Here is an 18,719-nt window from a genome sequence, read left to right on the forward strand (position 1 = left end):
AGTCTTTCAGCTCGTTATGGGTTAAATATTCAACAAGGTTCTAATAGTAATTTCAATTTAAGCGCTATTTAGTCAAGATGAAATATACTTTGATATTCTTGGCTAGATTAGCGTCTTATTTTATACTTTTCAAAATAGATGTGTAGCTATGAGTGACGAGTTTAGCATCAAGAAGAGCGTTAGTATAGTCAGAGATTTGAGTAATTAAGTCTGTGATAAAAGCGATAATGGAGGAAGGCTCATGTTAACCACAGAAGAACTGTATCAATTGTTATATCATCACATGGGACCGCAATATTGGTGGCCGGCAGACAGCAAGATAGAAATAATTATTGGAGCTATTCTGGTTCAAAATACAAATTGGAGAAATGCTGAATATGCCATAGAACGATTACAGCAAGAAACTAATTTAGATCCTCAGCGCATTTCGGAGTTGCCTCTTGAGTTGTTGCAGGAATATATACGTTCGAGTGGTTTCTATAAGAATAAGGGACGCGCTATTCACGGTATCTTTCAATGGTTAGAAATGTACGATTACAATTACGAAGTGATTAAGTCTAAGTTCGGTGACAGTCTCCGTAAGCAACTATTATCTTTAAGGGGGATTGGAGAGGAAACAGCAGATGTATTACTAGTGTACATATTCGAAGAAATTGAGTTTATCCCAGATAGCTATACGCGCCGCATTTATCAAAAGCTTGGATATAAAGATACCAACACTTATAGCCAACTTAAAAGACAGATTCGGTTACCGGGTTACTTTACAAATCAAGATGCTAATGAGTTTCACGCATTACTTGATAATTTCGGGAAAAATTACTTTAACGTGAAGTCAGATCGTCGCTATACTTTTTTAGATGAATATTTTATTGAATAATAATTAACCTTTCAACTTACTTTAATTTTGTTATGATAAGAATTAAATTAGGAGGGGACGCTATGAAGTTAAAAAGATTAATGATGGTGTTAATGGTGGGAATGGTAATTGTTGCCTTAACCGCTTGTGGGCATTCGAAGGAATCCACTTCTCATTCTCATACTGATCACCAAACTAAATACCATCGCATTATCTCATTGATGCCAAGTAATACTGAAATACTGTATCGATTAGGTTTGGGCAAAGATGTAATCGGCGTGTCGACGGCAGATGATTATCCTAAAGCAGTCAAACATAAGAAGAAGTTTGATTCAATGAAGTTAAATAAAGAAGCACTACTTAAAGCGAAACCGGATTTAATCCTCGCTCATGAATCACAACAGACTTCTAATAAAGAGACATTAGATTCTTTGAAGAAAAGTGGAGTCAAAGTCGTCTACGTCAAAGATGCCCAATCTATACAACAGATGTATGACTCCTTTAAACAAGTAGGTCGAGTAACTGGTAAAGATAAACAGGCAGAAGAATTAGTGACAACTACTAAGAAAAAGATACATAAGGTAGTAGCTTCAGTGCCGGAGCATAAGAAAGAGCAACGTGTGTTCATGGAGGTTTCATCTGAACCTGAAATATATACAGCAGGCAAGCATACATTCTTCAATGATATGTTGAAAAAGTTACATGCACAAAATTGTTTTAGTGATTTAAAGGGTTGGCAAAAAGTGAGCAAGGAACAGATCATACGTCAAAATCCAGATATCATAGTTGGCACAACAGGTCAATCTAATAAGGACTTTCGTAAAATGATCGATAAACAAGGAGGTATGGATAAAACTACTGCGGTCAAAGAGGGCAACGTGCAGTCTGTTAACGGCGACCAAATTTCACGACCGGGACCTCGCATTGATGAAGGACTTAAAGAATTAAGAGATGCACTATATCAATGAGGTCGGAGATAGGCGCGTAAAGAATTGATCAGAATCGGGACATGAGGCTGGGACATAATGTAATGTCTCAGCCTTTTTCAGCATCTTTGCCGGGGCGGGACCACGAAATCTTTTTATTCAAATTAGATTTCTGTCCCGCTCCCGAATCGTGAGCGTTGCTGTCGACAATGCTGCTTGTGGGACTCCATTAAGCGGTTTCAGAGAACACAGAAACCTTATGTCTCAACCTCATGCGATAGGGACATTATACTCTGCTTATAACTAAAAGGAAATAAGTGTGAATTTGCCACAATTTGCTAGTACTCTATTTGAGCTTGCCTAAGTGCTTTTTCTATCGCATTAGGAGAGCAAAAACCATCTCAGCAACTTTCAAAGCAACACCAATAAAGGTTGACTCGAATTCTAACCTAGTCGTTTACTGCGCCTTCATATCAGTTTCAATGATTAAATGGAGGGGAGTAATTCTATCTCAGCAGCGTAAGCGTTAGATCGATTTGTAGTCAAGACCCAGCATAGTCATCAAGTGAAGTAGTTATCTAGGATGATTTATCATATCATTGCTTTTGCTATGCGGGGTCATTTTATTTTTGGAGATAAAACCGTGCTTGAGTTTACTACTTAGGATGTAAAAAGCTCATCGACGGTGATATTAAATACTTTAGCGAGTTTAAATGCTAGTGAAAGCGTTGGATCATATTTATTATTCTCAATAGCGTTAATAGTCTGGCGGGAAACATTTACCTTTTTGCTTAATTTTTCTTGTGAAATTCCCTCTTTTGTTCGATACATTTTGAGTTTGTTACGCACGATATCAATCCTTGATAGTATACTTTCGCTTAGTTGAGATAAAGCTTCCGATAAAGGAAACGAGAGCACATATTAAAAAGACGAGTTCCAAGTGATGAGTGGCAAAGCTTTTCAACGGGCCGGCTCTATGGTGTAGATCAAATAGATTCAATATGGTAAGAAGCATAAATGCATAGACGAGTGTAACAAAACTTTTAGCTAACATTTCAGTGAACATATGTTGTTGTCTTTCGTCTAAAGGATTGTACTTTGTCTTAACATCTGAAACGTTCGAAGGAAGATACTTATTCATTAGAACAGTTAAGAAAACTGAGAAACAGAAAATGATAATTAAGCTTATTATCTCCATAGAGTTACCTCCTCAAGTCAAATGAATTTGACACAGTTAAGCTAACATATACTACTTAGATATGTCAAAAGGGTTTTACATGTTTATCATTCTAATTTTTTCATTCTCATTCACTTTCCTCTTGGGATCCTTTACAATTAGCGATAAGTCATAGAATATAACGTCCATCACTTCGATAGCATATCGCTTTTACTACAAGTTTGGAGGTATACTAGATGCGGAGATTACGATCGATCATCATTTGGTGTTTCGTACTTTTAATAAGTATCGCTTTAAGCCTCTTCTGGGACATCGGGGGATTACATGATACTTTAACTCGTACGATTCTCTGGCAAGTGCGCGTACCTAAAGTTGCTGAAGCAATGCTTGCTGGCATGGGTTTAACCCTTGCTGGTCAACTCTTTCAAATATTACTTAACAATCCACTAGCTGATAGTTTTACTTTAGGTTTAGCGAGCGGTGCCACTTTCGGTTCAGGCCTAGCAGTTGCAGTAGGTGTAAGCTTTATATTTATCCCTATATTTTCAATGACTAGTAGTTTGCTTACCTTAGTACTTGTCTTATTACTTACGCGATTAATAACATATGGTCACCCTAATAGAATACTTATTCTAGCCGGTATTATGATTGGCGCGTTGTTTAATGCTTTTCTATATATCGTGGTCATTTTAAATGAAACTAAAACGAGCAATATAGTCAATTACATGTTCGGCGGATTCTCTCAAGCTGAATACACTAAAGTGAGCTATATAGGTGTTGTGCTTATATTAGGAATTACTATGGTGCGTCTATTGTTGCCTCAACTTAAGCTGCTACAACTTGATGATAGACACGCTATTTCACTTGGCTTAAAGGTAAAACGAGTAACATATTTGACCCTTATTATCGCTTCAATTATTACTGCAGTTATAGTGGCTTATGTCGGTATTATCGGCTTTATAGGAATGGTGGTCCCTCAGCTCATACGACGTTTTTATACTCAGAGTTCGCTCGGATTTCAAATAGTACTTAATTTACTCGTAGGCGGCAGTGTGATGGTACTGGCAGATTGGCTCGGAACAACGGTGATCTATCCTGTTCAAATACCAGCTAGTATTATTCTAGCGTTGTTTAGTATTCCGGTGCTCTTCTACCTTATGATTGTCAGCGAAAGATCTAATCGATATCGTGTTTAGCAGAGGATGAGAGAACAATATAGGGTTGTAATGGTTATCTAAAATTCTTCACTCATTTTAAAAAATCCATTACCAAACCATGTTATAGTAGGATTAAAGAGATAATGCCCATCTATTCAACTTTGAAAAGAGGAAGGTAGTACTTATGGATTTAACTAAGATTAAAGCTGTTGTGTTTGACTTGGAAGGCACATTGTTAGACCGGCGCAAGTCACGCGATAAATTTATAGAAGAGCAATACGAACGCTTTCATGATTATTTCGTTCGAGTTCAGCTCGCTGACTTTAAGAATAAATTTATAGCGCTTGATGATGATGAAGATCATGATAAACCAGAATTATACAAGGCGATAATTAAAGACTTTCATATAGATCGTTTAAGTTGGAAAGACTTATTCCATGATTTCGAGATGCATTTCTATCGTTACGTGTTTCCTTATTACGACACTCTGTATACGCTTGAACGTTTAGCTGAGAAGGATTATCTGACAGGCGTCATCGCGAATGGTAAATCAAAGATTAAAGCATACCGCTTACATGCATTGGGTATAGAGCATGTGATTAATTATTTATCTACCTCCCAAACAGTTGGATTTCGTAAGCCGCATCCCAAAATCTTTGAAGATATGTTAGATCAATTAGGGACAGAACCAGAAGAGACGATGTATGTTGGAGATGATGCGTTAAACGATGTAGCGCCTGCACGTGCGATGGGCATGGTGAGTGTATGGTTTAAAGAAGAGGATGCTGAGCTCGAACCACTGCCTGAGGAAGTAGATTATACAATTACTACTCTAGAAGAATTATTAAGTATTTTATCTATTGAAGAGAAAGGATAATGTATTATGGAATTATTCAAGACGCATGATGATGTAACAATTAATTACAGAACGAGTGGTGAAGGTAATGCGATATTGCTTTTACATACTGCTTTTGACAACTTTACAGTCTTTAATGAGCTAGAAAAAAGATTGCAGAAAGACTATCAAGTTGTGCTGATGGATTTAAGGGGACATGGCTACTCAGATAGACTAACTTCTATCCGTTTTGAGGACTATATTCCTGATATTAAAGCATTGCTAGATAAACTTTATATTGATGAGTGTGCGATTATAGGCCATGAGTTAGGAGGTTCGGTAGCTGTAGCGTTTGCTGCTGAATATCCAGAAACAGTGACTTCTCTGAATTTAGTTAATCCCACTATATTAGAAGATGACCTTCCATCAGAGCGTTTATACCGCCATTACGCTTTTAAAATTCGGAATTGGGATGAAGATAAACGAGAGAAATTCTTAGATAAACATTTATATTATTCTAAGAAAGAAGGCAAAAAGTTTGCTAAACAAATTAGTGACACAAATAGTCTAAATACTGAGAGTGAAAATAAAGCCGTAAGAAATTCCTTTATAAACACTAATATGCGTCACTATTTAGCTAAGATTACGACGCCTACTTTGGTCATTGCTGGGCAACATGGGGAACGCACAACGATTGTGGAGGCGAAAGAAGTGGCTGACTACCTACCAAACGCTCAATTTGAAGTTTTTGAGAAGTCTGGTTTATATCCGTTTGCTGAAGAGAAAGACCAGTTTCTGAAGATTGCATTAAAATTCATCCAAGCCCATGAATCTGAGCTTGTCAATTAAGGTGTTAACCCAATGCGGTCTGAAGAGTGACGTAGTCAATGGCGTAGAGTGTATACGTGAAGTTGCTATAATGATAATTAAAAAGTTTAGCAATACATTATGTTCATAAGGCGTGAATTATAACAGTAATTGTGTACCGCTTAACTGGTTTTATTATTAAAAATGGCAGTAATGTCGCTAAGATTACAATTAAGTGTAAACATTTTGTAATATCATTGTTAATTTAGTAATATTTGTGGTAAACTCAAAATAAGCACACGATAGATATTATCTAATAAAGGAGAGTGCTTATGAAAAAACTGATTGCAGCGACTTTAGTTACTGGATTAGCATTTTCATCTGTTTCCTCAGTGAATGCACAAGCAGCGTCAGGTAACTCTATGGATAATGTGAAACAAATTGAACATGGTGAAACGACACTTGAAGGTGCTACTTTAGGCGATTCTATTCAAACTGTGTTAAAAGAAAATAAGAGTCCTATATACTCTAAGAGTGCAGATGGTAAGGAACATATTTATGAGTTTCATAAAAAAGATGGTGTGCTTGTTGTGACTACAGATGGTAAAAAAGATAAAGGTCACATTAAAAGAGTATCAATGAGTTACAACGATACTGATGGACCATCTTATAAAGCAGTCAAAGAAAGTGTAGGCAAAGATGCTTCAGCTCGCGCACATTACAATAAGGTGACTGGCAACTTTGGTTATATTCAAAACGACAATGCGTCTTACCAATTCAGTTCACAATCACCGAGCGATAAGAATATAAGGCTTTATCGCATCGATATAGGTGAATAATTGTTACAATTTAGCGATCGATAATTAAGAATCTTCCTATAAGGTAATTAGTATAAATTAGTTGTTGAGTTTGATACACTGTTATCACAATATAAGTGGGAGCGGGACTACGAAATCTTTTTATTCCAATTAGATTTCTGTCCCGCTCCCACTTCTTTTATTTATGTCTTTCGCCTCATCGTTTGCCTAAGCCCGTGCGCTAAAAAAGAAAAAGGCAGTTCTGTAGTACAATTGAGTGTGTTATAGTAGGGGAGTAATAAATTGCACGACTAGCTTTCATTAAATTATCTATAGTTGCTTGAAATGATTAAAACTTCTCGCAGCTTTGATCGATTATGAGAAGATTGTACAACAGCCATCTCTTTAGAATATTACAGGTAAGAGATAAATTAAAGGAGTAAGTTATGCGAGCTAATGACAAAGTTCTTGTAGAAAATATTAATGATTACTTCACTCATAAAGGTTTGTCACCTAATTTAATTGATGACATAAAACTTAAGATTAAAAGAGACTTTAATAAATCTGAAGCAGTAGATAAAGACTATATAGATTATCGAGGAAAATCTCCAGCAGAAATTATATTAGTCATACAACGTAATTTATTTACTCTACAATTAAATCCAGTTATATTCTTTATTTTAAACTTTATTCTTATTTCATTTTTATACGATAAACAATACGTGCCCTTCCAAGCAGCATCAGGGATCACTTTATTTTACTGTTTAGTTGTCTTGCCCCTCTCAATCATCATCTATGGCAGCATAGTTAGAAAAAATTATTTATATAGCAATAAGGTTGAAAGGTATATCGGACTACTGATAGGCGTAGTTGCCATTGCTTTAGTATTCTTACATGCCTTTCACTTTGACTTTAATATTTATGTTGTTACACGTTATGGTCATCAGTTTATCTTTTATGTCGGCATATTGTTTAGTATCTTCGGTGTTTATTATCGTAGATTAGAATTTACTGGTATTGGATTGCTATTGTGTCAAAAGACTATCGATGCTATGATTCAAAACGCCTTATTTGCTCAGTTTGGTTCAATTATTATTTGGTTTTTACTATTAATTGTGATTATTTATTACACGATTCGTGTCTCTTCGCGTAAATAATCTATAAGACTGAGAAGAGGAGGCCTCGTCTGTGCAACACAAAGAGGTTGAGATATAACGTTTCAATGTTCTCTGAAACCGCTTAATGGAGTCCCACAAGCAGCATTGTCGACAGGAACGCTTACGATTCGGGAGCGGGACAGAAATCTAGTTTGAATAAAAAGAATTCGTAGTCCCGCCCCGGCAAGGATGACTAGAATTGAAAAAGCTTGATACAAGCGCATTTTCAAATCAGTCATCTACTGCCAAGATGCTGAAAGAGGTTGAGACATTACATTATGTCCCGGTTTCTCTTTGTTGGGGGCCGCCTGCTCAAATCCTTAACGCTTTAGTTTCGAGCTCATGTTTCACAGACTGCAACCGTCTCAGTTTTGATAGTAAATATTTGATATAGCGGGAATATTGCGATAAAAAATCATCAATTTATCGTCACGATAAATTGATGATTTTATTTGTATTTATAATAGTATGAAATTAAACTTCATTTTGATCGTTAGCTTCTTGAATGCGATTGTTTACGCGAGATAATAATTCATTAGTTTTTTCACGTTGTTTAGAATTCACTAAGATAAGTACTGTTCTCTCATCGTGTTCGTTACGTTTCTTATCAAAGTAATCTTCTTGAGCTAAATTCTTAACAGCTTTTACCACTTGAGGTTGTTTATAATTTAAGTGATTAATGATATCTTTAAGATAGTACTCTTCACTTTCGTGTTCACTGATATAAGTGAGTACAGCAAATTCTTCAAAACTAACTGAAAATTCACGCTTGATAATTCCTTTAAGTCTATCTGCGTAAGTTACCATCGCTAAAAGCTCAAAACAATCATTAATTTTACTAACTGCCATGTTGATTCCTCCTCATTTGCCTGCCCATTAGGTATGATAATATATGTTGTGTTGTAATAATACTTGATAAGTGAATAATAGCAAAATAACATCCGTATAAAGTATCACATAATATTAGGAACATATATTGTCTACACTATTATTTAATTTATTATAACTAAATAAATTTAGAAAGTAAACAAAAATCTATATGTGAAACACAATAGGTTTTTCCCTTTAAATTCCTTTTTAAACAATGTAATATTAAGAAAAATTATTTAATTAAATACTTTCTTACTTTCATTACTAGATAAATAATTAACAAGGAAGTACTAAATTTAAATGAAAAATAAACTAAAAGAACACCTTTTTATTTATTATGACACATCTTTAGTGTTTTTGGCTATCTTTTCATTAATATTTAAACCTTCTGTAACAATTATTTTATTTTTCTCATCGGTTTTATTATATTTAATTTTTCGCTCAATGAAGCGGTTTTTACGTTTAACTAAAACTGAGTGATCATTGTATAAGGCAGTTCTTGGAATTTTTATCAGATTAGTAGGGATTTCGATTTTAAAATGAGTTCCTATGGGATATTTATTGTCTGTGGTTAATTGAATATCATAAGTAGAGGTTGAGTTTTGTTTATTGTAATTTGTGGGGATGTAACTGATATCGGTTACTTTACTAGTAAATTTATTGAGATTATTATCTTTTACAATGAGGGACGAGTGTTTGTTGATTAGAGGGAGTTGTGTTTCGTCTAGAGAGGCTCTAATTACTCTTTTATCTGAATATATAGCCAATACGTTCTCTTTCGGTTTGGAAGGATGTTCGTTAGAAATAAGGACTTTGCCATCAATTGGTGCTGTAACAGGAGTGCGTAACTGATCTTGTAACTCATCTATTTCATGTTGTAATGATAGAATCGTATCTTTAGTATCATTAAGTTTTTCTTTAGAGCTAGGGAAGTGATTTAATTTAGAGAGTTTTCTTTGTCTAGCGACGATTTGTTGTTCCACCGAAGGATTATAGTATTCATAAAGCTTATCTCCAGCTTTAACTTTCGTATGGTTATTAATAAACCAATCATGGATGATTCCTTTTGAGTCGTCGAATTTAAGAGTTGAAGTTTGCATAGGTTCTTGTCTGCCAGTAACTTTGAGAGGCTCTGTGGTTTTGATTGTTAAAGTTTCTATGGAAGCTTGGGCCGTTGGATCTTTGTCGATCATAATAAAATAGGCTGCTACGTAAGCGAGTAGGAGTAAAAGGGCGCTAGAAGCGATGAGTATAATCTTTTTAGTCATGGGGTCACCTCTTAGTATTGATGTGAACTCATTATACTATAAACAATAAAGATTGTGTGTAAAATAATATAATTTAACAATAATATAAAAAATGGGAGCGGGGCAGAAATCTAATTTGAATAAAAAGATTTCTGTCCTGCTCCCCAATCGTGCGAGTTTCTGCCGACAATGCTGCTTGTGAGACGCCGTGCCGTTTTCATAGAGTACAGAAACTTTAGGTCTCTACCCCTTCTATATGGGACTGAAGATATAAAACAAACGCTGTAGTTTTATAATTTTTAAAATAAACGCAATAACATAATGCCAACGATAATAGCGATAATGCCTGTAACTTTTCTTAGAGTTACTTTATTTGGTGCTGTACCGAGTAGACCGAAGTGATCAATAATAACACCCATGAGCATTTGACCTAACATCCCGATTATTGTCGTTACTGCGGCGCCTAAATAGGGCATGAGTATGATATTCATAGTAACAAAGATCACGCCAAGGATTCCTCCGATAAAGTATAACGGTTTGAGTGGGCCTAATTGATCGTGATGAGCATCTACTTTTAAACGTCTATGGAATATTAGAGTGAGTATAAATAATGTTATTGTACCCACAGTGAACGAAATTAGTGAGGCAAAGAAAGACGAATGTATAGCTTGCCCAAGCGTGCTATTGATAGTCGTTTGTAATGGGGGACCAAAGCCAAAGATAAACCCTATAAATAACCAGATGTAGAAAGACCAGGGTCGTGAATGATTTCTAGGCAACTGTTTGACGTAGTTCATCAACACGATTCCACATAATAGGAATACGATCCCTACTAATTTGATAAGGGTGAAGGATTCTTTATCTGCGCCAAGCCAACCAAACGTATCAATGGCAACGCTCATGATTATTTGTCCTGTCACAGACATCACAACTGTAAGTGATGCGCCTACCCGCGGCAACAGGAGTAGATTTCCAGTTAAGAATATAACTCCTAAGAGTCCTCCTACGAACCAATAGAAACTGAAGTGAGTGTGTGCATAATGAGAAGGAACGAAAAGGGTTGGATTAAGAATGAGATTAAGTAATATGAGAAATAGCGTTCCAGTGAAAAACGAGATAGTAGAAGCGTAGAACGATGACTGCGTATATAAACTTAAACGTGAATTTATAGAGGTTTGGAAAGGAACAACCATTCCTGCAATAACACCTAAAATGAGCAATAAAAACATATGATCCTACTTTCTAATAATGATGGGTTGATAAGGAGTAGCTATGAAAATGTTTCGTTAGTCTATTTCTTTGAGAGAAGGGATAATTATTGAAACATAGTCTTCTCGACATTTAATCTGCTAAACTTTCCTTACTTGAAGCTTGAGTTGAACGTAATAAGTAAACTAATGATTCTCTCTTGATTAACAATAGTGTTAACTTTATCATAACTCTAATTGATTTGCTATAAAGCTACATCTTTAAACAGCTTAGCATTTATTGGCTCCTCCGTGCGGATTTATATTTTCATTTAGATAAGGCATTTTGCGTAAGCAGATCAACGACAAAGAGAAAGTGAGACAACGAATTTAGGTTTCTGTCTCACTTTCAATCGCTATGATGATCAAGGGGTTAACTTAAACTATATATCATTTATTATCGTTAAAGATTGGACGTGTAGTTCTACTAATAATTTGAGCTGAATGTACCTTCTTAGGAATCTTCTTGCCCGGTCTTAAAATATCTAGCTCTAGCAAGCGTTTCATTATATCACGTAGTTTTGGCTCTGACAGTTGTGATGTAACGTCATTGAGTGCGAATTTACATAATTTGTCTGTTTCGTCATAAAATACTAATTCTAATGTTTCTGTCATCTTTTTTCCTCCTTAATACACATTTGAAGTTGTTGTTAACTCAATCGAATCATATTTTTCTCCTGTAAGTTGTTCGATGATTGCACTAAATTCTTTAATTTGTTGCTGCGTGGCCGATTGATTAAGATTATTAAATCGACGACGTGTAGTGACGGCTTTTCCTTCTGCGTTATGTGTAACTTTTACCAAACTTACTGTAATAGTGTTCATGAGTCTCACCTCCCTTCACTTTATATATCGTCTAACTATATAAAAAAGGGTAAAAATTTTGTGAAAAAAAGTGCGAAAATCTTTTATGTAACTTAAACATGGTTTATCATTATATATGAAACATGATAGGAGGTGCTGTAAATGAATCAAGTTGATCCAATTCGAGATTTAGAATCAATCCAAGCTATGTATGAGGTTTTAAGAAAAAAGTCTGAAAGAGACTATCTGTTATTTAAGTTTGCAATTCACACAGGTGTTAAGCTATCAGAACTATTGAACATGCGTGTAGGCGATGTGCTCAATCCTAACGGCGAAGTGAAAACTTATTGGGTAGAAGGTTTAGCAGAACAAATACATATTATTCTACCTGAGAGATTAAGAGAGGAATTAAAGCATTATATTCAAGAGGCTAATATGGACGAGTCAGATTTGTTATTTCAATCTAACCGTACGCATAAAGGTTTATCTAGACAGCAAGCATATAGAATCGTTCATGCTGCAGCGACGAAGCTCGGTATGCACCATATTGGTCTCACTACATTACGTAAAACTTTTGCATACCATGCCTATCAATCGGGAATATCTATATCAATCATACAAAAATATTTAGGACATCAAACAACATTTGAAACGATGAAATTTATAGGTATTTCAAAGAAAACGAGCAAAACAACAATTGCTCTCAACCTCCAACCCTAGATAGAAAGGAAGGGCTGACATGAGCTTAGTTTATTTATTTGGTGCATTGCTTGTGCTCATGATACTTATCTTACTAACATTATCTCATCCGAAGTCTGCACAATTTGCTGGTCACATTGCTTTAATAGGTCCAGTGGTTTCTGCAGTTTATTTCCTATATCAAATTCCACGTGTTTTATCGCAGCAAGTCCTACACTTTAAGTTAACTTGGCTGCGTTCCCTTGATATTAATATAGATTTAAGAATAGATGGATTGAGTTTATTATTTAGCTTACTGATTTCATTTATAGGTGTAGCGGTGTTCTGTTACGCTACTCAGTACTTATCCAACAAGCATGATAACCTACCCCGTTTCTACATATACTTACTCTTATTTATGTTCAGTATGCTTGGTATCGTTACTGCAAATAACACTATATTAATGTACATATGCTGGGAATTAACAAGTATTTCATCATTTTTACTTATATCATACTGGTATGACCGTGAAGCAAGTCAATTCGGAGCTATTATCTCATTTATGATAACCGTATTAGGCGGACTAGCTTTGTTAACAGGTTTTATTATGATTTATACAATAACAGGGACTAATAGTATTTCAGAAATAATGGAACAGCGTCACCGCCTTGCAGAAAGTCCATTATTCCTGCCAATAGTCGTGATGTTATTGCTAGGGGCTTTTACTAAATCAGCACAATTTCCATTTCATGTATGGCTACCTAAAGCAATGGAAGCTCCTACTCCAGTGAGTGCTTATCTCCATTCAGCAACCATGGTTAAAGCAGGCATCTTCTTACTCATAAGATTTATCCCCGTACTTGGCTTAAGTCAGATGTATATTTACGCCGTAACGTTTATTGGTTTGATCACTATGATATTCGGGTCGGTGAATGCTTTACGTCAATATGATTTAAAAGCTATACTCGCTTATTCTACTATTAGTCAACTCGGTATGATTGTTTCGATGATAGGCTTAGGTGCCGGTTATGCGCAACATACTAATGATGAGTTAACTGTCGTATATGTATACATTTTATTTACAGGTTTATTTCACTTGATTAATCATGCTCTTTATAAAGGGGCTTTATTCATGGGTGTAGGGCTTATTGATCACGAGACCGGTACACGTGATATACGTAAACTAAGTGGTTTACGTCATTTTCTACCGCTCACTCATATAGTCATGCTGTTAAGTGCGTTATCTATGGGGGGCGTACCTTTATTGAACGGTTTCTTAAGTAAAGAGATGTTTTTTGATGGATTACTTCGCGCACAACATCTACCGCAGTTTAGCGGTTATATAGGTTTCGCTGTGGTCGCATTAGGTGTTGTGGCAAGTGTATTTACTTTCATTTATTCTCTTTATATGGTTAAAAGTGTTTTTTGGGGAGAATTCTCTAAGGAAAGGCTTCCGATTTCAAGACCTAAAGAGCCCATCCTATTTGCATTGCCATCAATCATCTTAACCCTCATGTTACCTGTGATCTTTGTCATACCTAATGTCTTAACACATTTCGTATTAGTACCCGCTTTACAGGGTCTCTCAGGAGAAGGCGGAATTGCCAAGAAAGCACCAATTATTTCACAATGGCACGGTTTTAACTTGCCCTTATTACTCAGTGCTATAGTGATTGTGGTAGGGGTAATAGCTGTGTTTAAAGTGAAGTGGCTTCAGTTTGGTCGTTTTGAAAAAGGGGCTTCTCTGACTAAAGTTTATTCACGTCTTTATCATGAATTTGAAATTCATTCGAGCTCTAGCATACGCGGTTTAATGAATAATCGACTCAACCATTATATCGTCTGGACGCTTTTATTCTTTGGAGTCATCGTTACATATAGCATCTGTCGTGTTGGCTTCCCGAAGGTTCATCAAATTCATGTGAGCGACTTTGGTCCGCTTGAGATACTCACTTTGATTGTAGTATTTATACTCGGTGTTGCACTAATATTTATTAGACAAAGACTTACAATGGTTATCCTGAACGGTATTATTGGCTACTGTGTAACTATCTTTTTCATTTTAATGAAAGCACCTGATCTTGCATTGACTCAATTAGTGGTTGAGACAATCACAACTATACTCTTTATCGTTAGTTTCTCTCGCTTACCTAACGTGCCTAGAGGACGAGGTAATAGAAAGAGGGAATTACTAAAAATTGTTGTGTCTCTCATAATGGCTATAGTTGTGGTGATGTTGGTGTTCATCGCACAACAAGGAAATCACATGGCAACCATTTCTACATTTTATGAAAAGGCCGATGAGCTTACAGGTGGCAAAAATATCGTAAACGCGATTTTAGGCGATTTTCGTGCATTTGATACATTATTTGAAGGTCTAGTATTAATCATTACCGGACTTGGAATTTATACTCTATTAAACTTTAAAGATCGGAGGGGACAAGATGAGAGAGAATGATGTAGTTCTTCGTACAGTAACAAAGATAGTGGTTTTTATACTATTGACATTCGGCTTCTATTTGTTTCTCGCTGGGCACGATAGTCCTGGTGGTGGGTTTATAGGAGGACTTATATTTAGTTCGGCTTTTTTACTCATGTTCTTAGCGTTTGATGTCAAACAAGTACTCGTATCCCTACCGATTGATTTTCGAATCTTTATGATTATAGGTGCATTATTGTCTATTGCTACTGCAGTAAGTCCGATATTTTTTGGCAAACCTTTCTTGTATCAAACTTCTTTTACGGCGCATTTCCCTTTACTAGGTGAGTTACATCTAACTACAGTAACTTTATTTGAAGCGGGTGTGTTACTCACAGTTGTAGGAGTGGTAGTTACTGTGATGTTATCAATGAGTGGTGGTCGTTCATGAATCTTATATTATTATTAGTGATAGGTTTCTTAGTTTTCATAGGTACTTACATGGTCTTATCGGTAAACTTAATACGTATAGTTATTGGTATTTCTATCTATACTCACGCTGGTAATTTAATTGTGATGAGTATGGGGCATTATGGGCCGCATATGTCTGAACCGTTGATAGAGAAAGGCACCCAACATTTTGTTGATCCACTTCTACAAGCTATCGTTCTTACGGCTATCGTTATTGGCTTCGGAATGACCGCCTTCTTATTGGTTCTTGTCTATCGGACATATAGGGTAACGAAAGAAGTAGAAATCGATGTATTGAGGAAGGAGAGTGAGGGCGAGAATGAATAATTTACTCATCTTACCGTTATTGCTTCCTGTTGTTTGTGCCCTTATTCTCGTTTTTACACGTAAACAGAGCCTCATTTCTCGTATACTTTCTATCGGTACGATGCTAATTTCGACTGTAATTTCGCTAGCTTTACTGATATATGTAATGAAACATGGTCCTGTAGTCCTTGACTTCGGTGGATGGCGCGCACCCTTTGGGATACAGTTTGTGGGAGATCCACTTAGTTTAGTATTGGTTACGTCATCTAGTGTTGTAGTGACTTTAATTATTGCCTACGGTTTTGGTAGAGCCGAAAAACGTGCTATTCGTTACTACTTACCAAGCTTCATCTTATTCTTAACTGCCGGCGTAGTAGGATCCTTTCTTACTGCAGATTTATTCAATCTCTATGTCATGTTCGAAGTTATGTTGCTTGCCTCTTTTGTACTTGTGACGTTGGGCCAATCAGTAGAGCAACTTCGCGCAGCTATCATTTATGTGGTATTAAATATTATCGGTTCTTGGCTACTGCTTGTCGGCATTGGGTTACTTTACAAGTTAACCGGAACTTTAAATTATGCACTTGTAGCGCATCGCTTAAGTCAAATGGAGGATCATCAATCCACTGTAATTATTTCAATGATTTTCTTAGTAGCTTTTAGCTCTAAAGCAGCGCTAGTTCTCTTCATGTGGCTTCCTAAAGCATACTCGGTATTGAATACAGAACTGGCTGCACTTTTTGCCGCCTTGATGACTAAGGTAGGCGCCTACGCTTTAATTCGCTTCTTTACCTTAATGTTTAACGACTACACTGAAATCACCCATAAACTACTTGTCTTCTTAGCATGTATTACTATGATAATCGGTGCTTTTGGTGTCATTGCTTATACCGATATTAAGAAAGTGGCAGCATATCAAGTCATATTGTCTATAGGTTTTATTATTTTAGGTTTAGGTACTTACACTTTCTCGGGTGTAAACGGTGCAATATTTTACTTAATCAATGATATTATCGTTAAGACGTTATTGTTCTTTATCATCGGTTCTCTTATCTATTTGACCGGCAGACGTCATTATAAATATTGTCATGGTTTAGCTAAGCGAGAACCGTTTTTTGGCGTAGCGTTTATCATCATGATTTTTGCTATTGGAGGAGTGCCTCCTTTTAGCGGTTTTCCTGGTAAAGTTTATATTTTCAAAGGTGCTATAGAGAACGGTAATTATATCGGCTTAACGTTAATGATAGTTACGAGTTTAATAGCCATGTATAGCTTGTTTAGAATTTACTTTGTGATGTATTCAGGTAATGATAAAAAAGGGGATAAGGTTACTTTTAATCGATTACAAGGTTATCGTAAATGGCTGATCGGTTTGTTAGTTGCCGGTGTATTAGCTATGGGCATAGCAGCACCTATGATATTCAAGGTAACCTCTCAAGCAACTCATCTTAATGTTGATGAGGGGGCCTATCTTAAGGCGACAAACCCGCACTTACTGAAGGAGGAAAAGAGATGAAACAAGTAGTATTAAATGTGGTTATAGCATTTCTTTGGGTATTGTTTCAAGATGAAGAATCGTTTAAGCTATCCACTTTCTTTGGAGGCTACTTGATAGGTATTCTCGTTATCTATATTCTTCATCGCTTCTTTGGAGAGGAGTTTTACTTAAAAAAAGTGTGGGTTGCGTTTAAATTTCTTGTGATTTATTTATACCAGCTTACAACCTCAAGTATTTCTACAATTAACTATATCCTATTTAAAACGAATAAGATGAATCCAGGTATGGTCACTTACGAAACAGCTTTAAAGCATGATTGGGAAATTGCTTTTCTCACCATCTTGATCATTATCACACCTGGTTCTACGGTGATTCGAATTTCTGATACTAAGAAGAAATTTTTTATTCATGCAATCGATGTCTCAGAGGATGAGAAAGCAACATTGTTGAGAAGTATACGCCAGTATGAGGATCTAATATTGGAGGTGGCACGATGATTGAAGCGTTCACTCAAGTATTTATTACGAGCGCGATGGTTATCTTCGGTGTCGCTCTGTTACTCAGTTTATTCCGTTTGATTAAGGGACCTACGACAGGAGATAGAGTAGTCGCATTTGACGCAGGGAGCGCTATCCTAATGTGCATTGTAGGAGTAGTCAGCGTGCTTTATGAAACATTTTCATTTTTAGATTCAATTTTATTAATAGCTATAATTTCTTTCGTCAGTACGGTCTCAATTTCGAGATTTATTGAAGGGGGGCACGTCTTCAATGCATCAAATAAACGAAATCATTAACTTAATTGCAGCTATACTACTCTTTTTAGGAAGTGTTATTGCTTTGATAAGCTCTATAGGTTTGATTAAGTTTCAAGATGTCTTTTTGCGTAGTCACGCTGCAACCAAAAGCTCAACGCTCGCAGTTCTGCTTACGATCGTCGGTGTTATCGTTTTCTTTATTTCAAAGCAAGGATACTTCAGTGTGCGCTTAGTACTTGCCCTCGTCTTCATCAACCTGACCTCCCCGGTAGGCGGCCATCTCATTTCACGCGCAGCTTATCGTACGGGAGCCTTTATGTATCGGAAAAAGGAAGGGCCGAGACAAGCTGATCTCTTGTTGAGTTCTAAAGAACATAATACATTTGAGGAACTAAAAAGACGTGCTAAAGAACGTGAAGCGAGACGTCAACATTTATATCGTAAAGAACACGAAGATTTTGATGATCGTTAGCATAACGCCTCACTTCAAGATGGCTAAGTTATTAAATTATTAAAGCAATGCGCATACGACGTAAGAGTGAATGGTTGTCTGATAAGAAGTAAAGTACAAGTCACCCCACTCTTTCTATGAGGAGGCTGGGACATAATGTAATGTCCCAGACCCTTTTAGCATCTTGGCAGTAGATGACTGATTTGAAAATGCGTTTGTATCAAGCTTTTTTCAATTCTAGTCATCCTTGCCGGGGCGG

Annotated in this window: 22 protein-coding genes; 15 read left to right on the plus strand and 7 right to left on the minus strand. The window is 36.2% G+C overall.

Features of this window, described 5'->3' with window-relative positions; genetic code table 11:
• Positions 1-241 precede the first annotated feature (241 nt).
• On the plus strand, positions 242-877 hold the full coding sequence (locus tag N9R04_RS09750) for an endonuclease III domain-containing protein (RefSeq protein WP_262856572.1): 636 nt from the start codon (positions 242-244) through the stop codon (positions 875-877).
• A gap of 62 nt (positions 878-939) precedes the next feature.
• Positions 940-1,824: an ABC transporter substrate-binding protein gene (locus tag N9R04_RS09755; protein ID WP_262856573.1), complete on the plus strand. Its 885-nt coding sequence runs from the start codon at positions 940-942 to the stop codon at positions 1,822-1,824.
• 618 nt (positions 1,825-2,442) lie between these two features.
• Here N9R04_RS09755 and N9R04_RS09760 read toward each other — a convergent pair.
• Positions 2,443-2,613 carry a helix-turn-helix transcriptional regulator gene (locus tag N9R04_RS09760; protein ID WP_306439864.1) on the minus strand — a complete coding sequence of 57 codons (171 nt, stop codon included), beginning with the start codon at positions 2,611-2,613 and terminating at the stop codon, positions 2,443-2,445.
• Between the two features lie 22 nt (positions 2,614-2,635).
• The gene (locus tag N9R04_RS09765) at positions 2,636-2,980 is read right to left on the minus strand and encodes a hypothetical protein (RefSeq protein ID WP_262856576.1); all 345 of its coding nucleotides are present in this window, start codon (positions 2,978-2,980) and stop codon (positions 2,636-2,638) included.
• A 215-nt stretch (positions 2,981-3,195) separates the two neighbouring features.
• Between N9R04_RS09765 and N9R04_RS09770 the strand changes: the two genes are divergently transcribed.
• The 5 genes from N9R04_RS09770 (at position 3,196) to N9R04_RS09790 (ending at position 7,712) form a co-directional block, all read left to right on the plus strand.
• Positions 3,196-4,155, plus strand: a complete 960-nt coding sequence (locus N9R04_RS09770; RefSeq protein WP_262856577.1) for a FecCD family ABC transporter permease — start codon at positions 3,196-3,198, stop codon at positions 4,153-4,155.
• A 145-nt stretch (positions 4,156-4,300) separates the two neighbouring features.
• Positions 4,301-4,993, plus strand: coding sequence for an HAD family hydrolase (locus N9R04_RS09775; RefSeq protein WP_262856578.1), 693 nt, complete (start codon positions 4,301-4,303; stop codon positions 4,991-4,993).
• Between the two features lie 6 nt (positions 4,994-4,999).
• On the plus strand, positions 5,000-5,800 hold the full coding sequence (locus tag N9R04_RS09780) for an alpha/beta fold hydrolase (RefSeq protein WP_262856579.1): 801 nt from the start codon (positions 5,000-5,002) through the stop codon (positions 5,798-5,800).
• A 290-nt stretch (positions 5,801-6,090) separates the two neighbouring features.
• Positions 6,091-6,597, plus strand: a complete 507-nt coding sequence (locus tag N9R04_RS09785) for an SA0570 family protein (RefSeq protein WP_262856580.1) — start codon at positions 6,091-6,093, stop codon at positions 6,595-6,597.
• A gap of 404 nt (positions 6,598-7,001) precedes the next feature.
• Positions 7,002-7,712: a hypothetical protein gene (locus N9R04_RS09790; protein WP_262856581.1), complete on the plus strand. Its 711-nt coding sequence runs from the start codon at positions 7,002-7,004 to the stop codon at positions 7,710-7,712.
• A gap of 474 nt (positions 7,713-8,186) precedes the next feature.
• On the opposite strand, the gene sarA is transcribed toward N9R04_RS09790, so the two are convergent.
• The 5 genes from sarA to sroA form a co-directional block, all read right to left on the minus strand.
• Entirely contained in the window at positions 8,187-8,561 is a 375-nt protein-coding gene (sarA, locus tag N9R04_RS09795; RefSeq protein WP_262856582.1) for a global transcriptional regulator SarA, read from the minus strand.
• Positions 8,562-8,917: 356 nt separating this feature from the next.
• The gene (locus N9R04_RS09800; protein WP_262856584.1) at positions 8,918-9,850 is read right to left on the minus strand and encodes an efflux RND transporter periplasmic adaptor subunit; all 933 of its coding nucleotides are present in this window, start codon (positions 9,848-9,850) and stop codon (positions 8,918-8,920) included.
• Positions 9,851-10,128: 278 nt separating this feature from the next.
• Positions 10,129-11,058, minus strand: a complete 930-nt coding sequence (locus N9R04_RS09805) for a DMT family transporter (RefSeq protein ID WP_262856585.1) — start codon at positions 11,056-11,058, stop codon at positions 10,129-10,131.
• A gap of 408 nt (positions 11,059-11,466) precedes the next feature.
• Positions 11,467-11,691: a DUF2922 family protein gene (locus N9R04_RS09810; RefSeq protein ID WP_262856586.1), complete on the minus strand. Its 225-nt coding sequence runs from the start codon at positions 11,689-11,691 to the stop codon at positions 11,467-11,469.
• A gap of 12 nt (positions 11,692-11,703) precedes the next feature.
• A complete protein-coding gene (gene sroA / locus N9R04_RS09815) occupies positions 11,704-11,901 on the minus strand; it encodes a sigS mRNA-stabilizing protein SroA (protein ID WP_262856587.1) in 198 nt (65 codons plus the stop codon).
• Positions 11,902-12,042: 141 nt separating this feature from the next.
• Here sroA and N9R04_RS09820 point away from each other — a divergent pair, with 141 nt between their 5' ends.
• The 8 genes from N9R04_RS09820 to N9R04_RS09855 are packed head-to-tail and all read left to right on the plus strand — an operon-like array spanning position 12,043 to position 18,481.
• Positions 12,043-12,600 (plus strand): tyrosine-type recombinase/integrase, encoded by a 558-nt coding sequence (locus N9R04_RS09820; protein ID WP_262856588.1) that lies wholly within the window; start codon positions 12,043-12,045, stop codon positions 12,598-12,600.
• 19 nt (positions 12,601-12,619) lie between these two features.
• Positions 12,620-15,016 (plus strand): DUF4040 family protein, encoded by a 2,397-nt coding sequence (locus tag N9R04_RS09825; RefSeq protein WP_262856589.1) that lies wholly within the window; start codon positions 12,620-12,622, stop codon positions 15,014-15,016.
• On the plus strand, positions 15,003-15,428 hold the full coding sequence (mnhB2, locus tag N9R04_RS09830; protein WP_262856590.1) for a Na+/H+ antiporter Mnh2 subunit B: 426 nt from the start codon (positions 15,003-15,005) through the stop codon (positions 15,426-15,428). Before N9R04_RS09825 ends, mnhB2 begins: the two co-directional genes overlap by 14 nt.
• Positions 15,425-15,775: a Na+/H+ antiporter Mnh2 subunit C gene (gene mnhC2, locus N9R04_RS09835; RefSeq protein ID WP_262856591.1), complete on the plus strand. Its 351-nt coding sequence runs from the start codon at positions 15,425-15,427 to the stop codon at positions 15,773-15,775. The genes mnhB2 and mnhC2 overlap by 4 nt, the downstream gene beginning before the upstream one ends.
• Positions 15,768-17,270, plus strand: a complete 1,503-nt coding sequence (gene mnhD2, locus N9R04_RS09840) for a Na+/H+ antiporter Mnh2 subunit D (protein WP_262856592.1) — start codon at positions 15,768-15,770, stop codon at positions 17,268-17,270. The genes mnhC2 and mnhD2 overlap by 8 nt, the downstream gene beginning before the upstream one ends.
• Positions 17,267-17,749: a Na+/H+ antiporter Mnh2 subunit E gene (gene mnhE2 / locus N9R04_RS09845; protein ID WP_262856593.1), complete on the plus strand. Its 483-nt coding sequence runs from the start codon at positions 17,267-17,269 to the stop codon at positions 17,747-17,749. Before mnhD2 ends, mnhE2 begins: the two co-directional genes overlap by 4 nt.
• The gene (locus N9R04_RS09850) at positions 17,746-18,048 is read left to right on the plus strand and encodes a monovalent cation/H+ antiporter complex subunit F (RefSeq protein WP_262856595.1); all 303 of its coding nucleotides are present in this window, start codon (positions 17,746-17,748) and stop codon (positions 18,046-18,048) included. Before mnhE2 ends, N9R04_RS09850 begins: the two co-directional genes overlap by 4 nt.
• Positions 18,023-18,481, plus strand: a complete 459-nt coding sequence (locus N9R04_RS09855; protein ID WP_262856596.1) for a Na+/H+ antiporter subunit G — start codon at positions 18,023-18,025, stop codon at positions 18,479-18,481. The genes N9R04_RS09850 and N9R04_RS09855 overlap by 26 nt, the downstream gene beginning before the upstream one ends.
• The last annotated feature ends 238 nt before the right edge of the window (positions 18,482-18,719 follow it).

It is taken from the genome of Staphylococcus marylandisciuri (genome assembly GCF_025519785.1).
In the GTDB taxonomy this organism is placed as follows: Bacteria; Bacillota; Bacilli; order Staphylococcales; family Staphylococcaceae; genus Staphylococcus; species Staphylococcus marylandisciuri.